Raw genomic sequence first — 7,816 nt, 5'->3', positions numbered from 1 at the left:
GAGCCGGAGCCTAAGAAAAAAGGCTATGCCGACGATGTTTATTCAGATATGAAAGGCATGATGGATGGGTTTAAGCAATCATACCGGGACACGGTAGATCAGTGGACCGACGAATATAACAAAGTCGTGCGCAAATGGGGGATCGCTAAACGCGAGTATCGGCGCAAGGAAGAGCAATACTTTAAGACCACATTTGACTTAGCCGCTACTCAACAGCCTCTTGCATCACCGATTATCGTCAGTGGTGCTAAACCTGCTTACAAACATCCACTGGACGGTATGGAGCCGGGTGATTTTTACGTTATTCCATCGGCCATGGACGTACCGGTTCGCAATCAGGAACGCCGCGGTACTTGTGCCGCCTTCACCGGTATTCGAGCAATCGAAACGGTACTGGCCCAACATCCAAAATACTTACAGTATCAACTTGATTTGTCGGAACAGCATTTCTATTGGTTGAGTCGCCCAGAGTGCATTAAAGATGCCTGTACGACAGACAACAGCTCCGATGGGTCAAACTTTGACGTAGGCTTTATAAACACCTCGATAAAAGAATTTTTCACCGCCGTACGTCGTGAACAAGCGTGCCCTTACATCCCGGTTAGCGACAATAGCAATCTGACTTACACGCCCCTGAACAACACCTGTTTGCAGGAAGATCAGGGCTTATTGCGTGTCTCATCGATGGCAAGAAATTTAAATGAAGACGATATACTCGGGGAAATCCGTCAGAATCACCCGGTTGCAGCAGGATTCACACTGACTAAAAGCTATATGCAAACAAATGGCTTAGTTCGCAGTAACGACCCGGTCAATCGCAGTGCCGCCAGCGGCATGCATGCAGCAGGTCACGCTATGCTGCTCATAGGTTACATTAAGTTGCCTGAATCAATGTTAGAAGACGAAGGCCGGTATTGTGCAATTATGGCAAATAGCTGGGGTGAAGGTTTTGGTGCGGGTGGCTATGCCTGCCTCACCGAGCAATGGATGAAAGACAACCTGATACGCAGTGAGCAAGATCCCAGCATTGGTATGCTGACAGCAATCCGTTCTGTATCCTTTGTGGACTAATCTCCGGTTTATACGAGGCAACGCTGGCAATAGACGCCAGTTTAGCCTCGCCAGAAAGTAGGTGAAAACAGGACTAGCAACGAGAATATTTCCAAACGCCCAAACAGCATTGCTACCACTAACAGCCACTTTCCACCGTCACTGACATCAGCAAAAGTACCTGCAACAGAGCCCAAACCCGGTCCCAGGTTATTCAGGGTAGCGGCAGTGGCCGTAAAGGCCGTAATGTTATCTAAGCCGGTGGCAATCAGCCCTATCATGATCACAACAAACACAATGGCGTAAGCCGAAAAGAACCCCCACACCGCCTCTACAACGCGGTCTGGCATAGCCCGTTCGCCTAATTTCACAGAGTACACCGCTTTGGGATGAATAAGCCGGTCAATTTCGCGTTTACCCTGTAGGAACAACAAGTACACCCGGATGACTTTTAAACCCCCGCCGGTTGAGCCTGCACACCCCCCAATAAAGCTTGAGAAAATCAACAAGATAGGCAGGAACGAAGGCCAGTTAGCAAAATCGGTTGTCGCAAACCCTGCCGTGGTACTAATAGACACCGCTTGTATTACTGCCTGATCCAATGCCTCTTCAGCGGTACTAAACTGATTGTGCATAACCAGCACCATAAAGCACACCAGGATCAGCGCAGCCTGAATGAACAAAAACGCTTTGAGTTCAGGGTCCTGCCAGTAACCTTTTATATTGCGCCCACTTGCAGCGGCATAGTGGAGCGAGAAGTTAAGGGCAGCAATTAATAAAAACACCGCACAAATGGCATTCACCATGGGACTGTTAAAGTACCCCAAACTGGCGTCATGTGTTGAGAATCCGCCAATTGCAATGGTAGAAAAGGAGTGGCAAATGGCGTCAAACCAATTCATGCCTGCCAACCAATAAGCGACGGTGCAGGCCGTGGTTAAAGACAAATAGATGTACCATAGGTGCTTTGCCGTATCAGCAATTCTGGGGGTCATTTTTGAGTCTTTTACCGGCCCGGGTGTTTCAGCCCGATACAACTGCATCCCCCCTACCCCTAATATAGGCAGAATGGCAACGGCAAGTACAATGATACCCATACCACCGAGCCACTGCAGTTGCTGGCGGTAAAACTGCACGGAGTGCGGCAGGAAATCGATCCCTTCAATCACCGTTGCCCCAGTGGTGGTCAGCCCCGAGAACGACTCAAAAAATGCATCTGTCACACTCATGGATGGCTGTTCAAGCAGGATAAATGGGATGGCACCAAAACTGGCCAGTACCGACCAGAACAACACAACGATTAAGAAGCCTTCTTTGGCACGCAGATCTTTTCTGTGCATGCGGTTGGGGTACCAAAACGCACACCCTGTCAGAATACAAAGTATAAACGCCAGGAAGAATGGCAGACCACTACCGTCTTGATAGATCAGTGACACAATGGCAGGTGGGATCATGGTCACAGAAAACAGGGCAACTAACAGCCCCAGAATCCGAATGATAGCGCGGTAGTGCATTATTATCGCTTTTTTCAGAGTGGTTTATGATTGCTGCCTACACTATATAGTGAAAGCAACAATCAACCAAATTTTGCTACTTTAATGCCAGTACAGACTGCACCATCTTGTCCAGACCAATGCTGACTTCGAGCATATTCTGCCCCAACATGTAAGCCGGTGTGGTAACCAGTTTCGCGTCCTGATCAATAATGACGTCTTCTACGCCGCATAGTTGATGTTTAGCCCCAAACGCTTCTAAGCCTGCAGCAGTACCTTCATCATTGCCAATAGTCACATTGGTGTTGTTGCCGTACACCTTAGCGGCCAGCGCCGGTGCAATACAAGCGTAAGCCGCGGGTTTGCCTGCTGCGGCAAATTGCTTACACACCGCCAGTACGTCTTCGTTAAAGGAACAATCAGGACCATCAACCGCAAACGTACAAAGATTCTTTGCAGCACCAAACCCGCCGGGTAACACCAGCAAATCAAACTCTTCAACCTGACATTCAGTGACGGGTTTAACATTGCCGCGGGCAATGCGCGCAGCTTCTACCAGCACATTGCGTGATTCACCTTCAGCGACTTCGCCGGTTAAATGATTAACGACGTGAAGCTGGTCGACATCCGGAGCAAAACACTGATAACTCGCGCCGTGCTTTTCCAAGCTAAGTAACGTAAGTACGGCTTCATGAATTTCCGCACCGTCGAATACACCGCACCCACTCAAAATTACTGCTGCCTTTTTCATCTACTCGCCTCCAGACCAGACAATCATTGCCTTATGCTATTTACTTTTATTTATCTCTATAAACTAATAAAAATTTTATCAACCAATGCTAGGAATTCTGTTTAAGTATGCTAGATTAGTTGTTGACCTACACGTTGAGCAATTCTTGTACAGGTCTGTTATCCACAATAATATATGGAAATAACAAAGCAGGGTAGCTTCAAGTCTCTTTTTTATTTTTCCTTATTTTTCAATAAACTCTTCCGAAAATTCGGTGGAGGTAAGATCGTGGCCTGCGATCAAAGATCACATTAGATCACAAACTTATCCACAACCTGATCCAGACTCAAGGTAGCGCAATTGCCTGTGCTGTGGCATGCTTCCGTTCATTGCATAAATGAGAAGAAAATTGCCATGTCATCGTCTGAAAAACCGCCATTTATTCTGGTAGATGGTTCGTCATATTTATTTCGTGCTTTCCACGGCATGCCCCCGCTTACCAATTCCAAGGGGCAGGATACCGGAGCCATCTATGGCGTGATTAACATGCTGAAAAGCCTGATCAAACAATATCAACCCACTCACATTGGTGTGGTATTTGATGCCAAAGGCAAAACCTTCCGCGATGATATTTACCCTGAGTACAAAGCCAATCGCCCACCTATGCCAGAGGAATTGCGATCGCAGATCGCGCCACTGCACGAGATTATTCGAGCCATGGGGTTGCCTATAATTATTGAAGAAGGTGTAGAGGCTGACGACGTTATAGGTACATTGGCGCGTCAGGCTTCTGAACAGGGTATCGACACCCTGATCAGCACAGGCGACAAGGACATGGCACAGTTGGTTAACGAGCATGTTACTTTGATCAACACCATGACGAATCAGCTTATGGATGTTGAAGGGGTAAAAGACAAATTTGGTATTCCGCCAGAACTGATCATCGACTTCCTTGCGCTGAAAGGCGACAAAGTCGACAACATTCCGGGCGTGCCGGGTGTGGGTGACAAAAGTGCGCAGGGTTTGCTAAACGGCATCGGTGGCATCGACGCGATTTATGAGAACCTTGACAAAATCGCCGAGCTTTCCTTCCGTGGCGCAAAAACGCTGGGCAAGAAGATGGCAGAATATGAAAAACAGGCCCGTTTATCATATCAACTTGCGACCATCGATATTAATCTGGAGCTGGATTACTCCCCTACTTCACTGGCACCTACCCCGAGCAATGACGACGCGTTGGCAACCTTATTCAGCGAATACGAATTTAAGCGTTGGTACGCGGAGGTAACGTCTGGTCAGGTAGCAACGGCGCTCGAATCGGCCGGAAGTCAGTCTGAAGACGCGCCCACCGATTCAGAACCGCAAAACAGCGAATCCATTGAAACCCAGTACACAACCGTACTGGACGAAGAAACGTTCGAACATTGGTTAGCCCTCATTCAAGAAGCGCCGCTGGTGGCATTTGACACCGAAACAACCAGTCTCGACTACATGGAGGCTGAACTGGTTGGTGTATCTGTATCAGCTGAACCTGGCGTTGCCGCTTATATTCCGGTTGCACACGATTACCCGGGTGCGCCGGAACAACTGAACCGCGACTGGGTATTAGATAAGTTAAAGCCCTGGCTTGAAAGCGCAGATCACAAGAAAGTCGGACAGCATTTAAAGTACGACAAAAATGTGCTGGCCAATTATGGGATCACGCTGCAAGGCATTGCTTTTGACACCATGCTTGAGTCTTATGTACTCAACAGTACCGCCTCGCGACACGACATGGACTCTTTAGCGCAGAATTATTTAGGTGTGCGCACCGTCCACTTTGAAGAGATTGCCGGTAAAGGCGCTAAACAGTTGACCTTTAATCAAATTGAATTAGACAAAGCCGCTCACTATGCAGCCGAAGATGCCGACATTACGCTTCGTTTGCATCAGGCTCTCTGGCCGAAGCTTCAAAATGAAACCAGTCTGGTGAGCATTTTGAGTGACATTGAAGTGCCTCTGGCGTCGGTGCTGGCCAGAATGGAACAACGCGGCGTGTTGATCGATTCACAGCAGCTCCTGCAACAGAGCCAACAGCTGGCTAACCGCATTGTTGAACTGGAAAAAGAAGTTCACGATATGGCGGGCGAAACATTTAACCTAGGCTCAACCAAACAACTTCAGCAGATTTTATTCGAGAAACTCGAACTGCCGATTATTAAGAAGACCCCTAAAGGTGCCCCGTCGACATCGGAAGAGGTATTACAGGAACTCGCGCTGGATTACCCGCTGCCCAAGTTAATTATGGAGTACCGTGGCTTAACAAAGTTAAAAAGCACTTACACAGACAAGCTGCCGAAGATGATGAACCACCGCACAGGCCGGGTTCATACCTCTTACCATCAGGCCGTTGCGGCAACAGGCAGATTGTCTTCTACCGATCCGAACTTACAAAACATTCCGATCAGAACCGAAGAAGGTCGACGGGTAAGAAAAGCGTTTATTGCCCGGGAAGGCTATCAAATCGTTGCCGCCGACTACTCGCAAATCGAATTGCGAATTATGGCGCATCTTTCCGGTGACAAAGGGTTACTGGACGCCTTTGCCCATGGAAAAGACATTCACCGCGCCACCGCGGCCGAGGTGTTTAATGTGGCTGAAGCAGACGTAACCGACAACCAACGTCGCAATGCCAAGGCCATTAACTTTGGCTTAATTTATGGCATGTCCGCATTTGGCCTGGCTAAACAATTGAATGTCAGTCGTCAGGAAGCACAGGAATACATGAACCTGTATTTTGCCCGCTACCCCGGCGTTCTGTCTTACATGGACACCACCCGCGAGTTTGCAAAAGAGCACGGCTATGTAGAAACCGTCTTTGGCCGCCGCTTGTATTTGCCCGACATTAAGGCCAGTAATGGTGCTCGCCGTAAGGGTGCCGAACGCGCAGCAATCAACGCCCCCATGCAGGGTACAGCCGCTGATATTATCAAAATGGCCATGTTGCAGGTTGATGATTGGATCCAGAAGAGTCAGTCAGATGACGTGATCATGATCATGCAGGTGCACGATGAACTGGTGTTTGAAATAAAACGCGACGCCATCGACGACAACGTTGCTCAAATCAACGCCATTATGGAGCAAGCCGCGACGTTAAACGTGCCATTGAAAGTAGAAGCCGGTAAAGGCGAAAACTGGGAAGAAGCGCACTAAAATTGGTAAGTATATTACGGAAAAACGCTTTCTCTTTGTTAAAATTTGTTTAAATTCTGCCTTATTCGGTAATTTTATTACACTTTTGACTTGCAATTTTCGCTGTCTTCGGTACTCTTAGTTATGTAGGGTACAGAGGTGAGAAATCGTTTTTCAAACCTTTGATTTAAGCTCCAGCCATTGCTGGAGCTTTTTTTTGCCCAAAATTCGGTACCGCAGCATCATAATCATGGAGCTTCTCACTGAGATAATGGGTAAACAGGACGAGAAGAAGACAACGTAGTTTTGGTTGTCGTATGAAGACATCAGTACGAACTGGCCCCCGTTGTGAGATAGGATGTCAAATAGAGTGGAACTACAGAGTTGCGACGCGGGAAGATTAGTTCATTGGGAAGGTTCGTGTTTTTCGGCTTTTTTATAAAAATCTCAGCCCGCAACACATTGTTTTAAATACTGTTTTAAAAAAGTTTAAAAAAAGATACAAATAATCTGAACTTTCAGGAGTTTTACGTACTCTTATTATCGGTTTTTTTATGTGTTTTCTCTCAGTCCTTAACCCCATTCATTGAATGGGGTTTCTTTTTTTCAGGACACAACACACTCACGCAAACACCTTCGAGTACTATGCTTCCGAGTCCGCTTCAGGGGCTTCAATACGACCAAACCAGTTGTCCAGAATTGACTCCAACTCCGGCAGGCCTTGTCGATTTAACGCAGAGAACGTATGCACCGTAACGTCTCCCATAAAGGCAAGTGACGCATCACGGGCCATTAGTAGCTGGGCTTTGCGTTTACCCGATTTGAGTTTGTCAGATTTGGTTAACAGTGCCAGCACCGGCAGACCTGCGTCCACAGCCCATTGGATTAAATCCTGATCGAGATCTTTAAAAGGGTGGCGGATATCCATCAACACAACAATCCCCTTCAGGCTTTTGCGTTTTTGTAAATATTCGCCCAGTGAACGTTGCCATTTCAGCTTCATGGCCATCGGTACTTTGGCGTAGCCGTATCCCGGTAAATCCACCAATCGGCGGTTTTCTTCCAGTTCAAACACGTTAATGAGCTGGGTTCGCCCCGGCGTTTTACTGGTACGAGCGAGGTTTTTCTGACGAGTCAGGGTATTTAATGCACTGGATTTTCCGGCATTCGAACGCCCGGCGAACGCGACTTCAATGCCGGTATCGTCTTTCAGGTGCGAAATATCAGGTGCGCTGGTAAAAAAGGTTGCTTGGCTGTAATAACTCATTGCGTTACTCAAAAGTCAGTTCATCTGCTACATTGGTCTTAGTTCAATAGTAAACCGATGTAATTCCATAGTTTTAGCATGGAATAGGTTTTTCTGACGCGTTAA

5 protein-coding genes are annotated in these 7,816 nt (G+C 47.5%); 2 read left to right on the top strand and 3 right to left on the bottom strand.

Annotated features, from left to right (window positions below):
- Window positions 1-1,071: C1 family peptidase (locus AC4MRN_RS07810; RefSeq protein ID WP_491202949.1), on the top strand; the 1,071-nt coding region annotated here is incomplete at its 5' end.
- 41 nt (window positions 1,072-1,112) lie between these two features.
- Here AC4MRN_RS07810 and AC4MRN_RS07805 read toward each other — a convergent pair.
- Together AC4MRN_RS07805 and elbB are read right to left on the bottom strand one after the other, a co-directional pair.
- The gene (locus tag AC4MRN_RS07805; protein WP_073318473.1) at window positions 1,113-2,564 is read right to left on the bottom strand and encodes a TrkH family potassium uptake protein; all 1,452 of its coding nucleotides are present in this window, start codon (window positions 2,562-2,564) and stop codon (window positions 1,113-1,115) included.
- Between the two features lie 76 nt (window positions 2,565-2,640).
- Entirely contained in the window at window positions 2,641-3,294 is a 654-nt protein-coding gene (gene elbB / locus AC4MRN_RS07800; protein WP_487964904.1) for an isoprenoid biosynthesis glyoxalase ElbB, read from the bottom strand.
- 393 nt (window positions 3,295-3,687) lie between these two features.
- Here elbB and polA point away from each other — a divergent pair, with 393 nt between their 5' ends.
- Window positions 3,688-6,465, top strand: a complete 2,778-nt coding sequence (gene polA / locus AC4MRN_RS07795; protein ID WP_491202948.1) for a DNA polymerase I — start codon at window positions 3,688-3,690, stop codon at window positions 6,463-6,465.
- A gap of 622 nt (window positions 6,466-7,087) precedes the next feature.
- On the opposite strand, the gene yihA is transcribed toward polA, so the two are convergent.
- On the bottom strand, window positions 7,088-7,711 hold the full coding sequence (gene yihA / locus AC4MRN_RS07790) for a ribosome biogenesis GTP-binding protein YihA/YsxC (RefSeq protein WP_073318464.1): 624 nt from the start codon (window positions 7,709-7,711) through the stop codon (window positions 7,088-7,090).
- Window positions 7,712-7,816 lie beyond the last annotated feature (105 nt).

Source organism: Marisediminitalea sp. (assembly GCF_984433645.1).
The sequence above is the reverse complement of the archived record's forward strand: the minus strand, read 5'-3'. Positions and strand labels throughout refer to the sequence as shown.

Bases quoted from the DNA above. Each gene is read 5' to 3' on its own strand.
- AC4MRN_RS07805 (WP_073318473.1), bottom strand. From the start codon at position 2,564: ATGCACTACCGCGCTATCATTCGGATTCTGGGGCTGTTAGTTGCCCTG.
- elbB (WP_487964904.1), bottom strand. From the start codon at position 3,294: ATGAAAAAGGCAGCAGTAATTTTGAGTGGGTGCGGTGTATTCGACGGT.
- polA (WP_491202948.1), top strand. From the start codon at position 3,688: ATGTCATCGTCTGAAAAACCGCCATTTATTCTGGTAGATGGTTCGTCA.
- yihA (WP_073318464.1), bottom strand. From the start codon at position 7,711: ATGAGTTATTACAGCCAAGCAACCTTTTTTACCAGCGCACCTGATATT.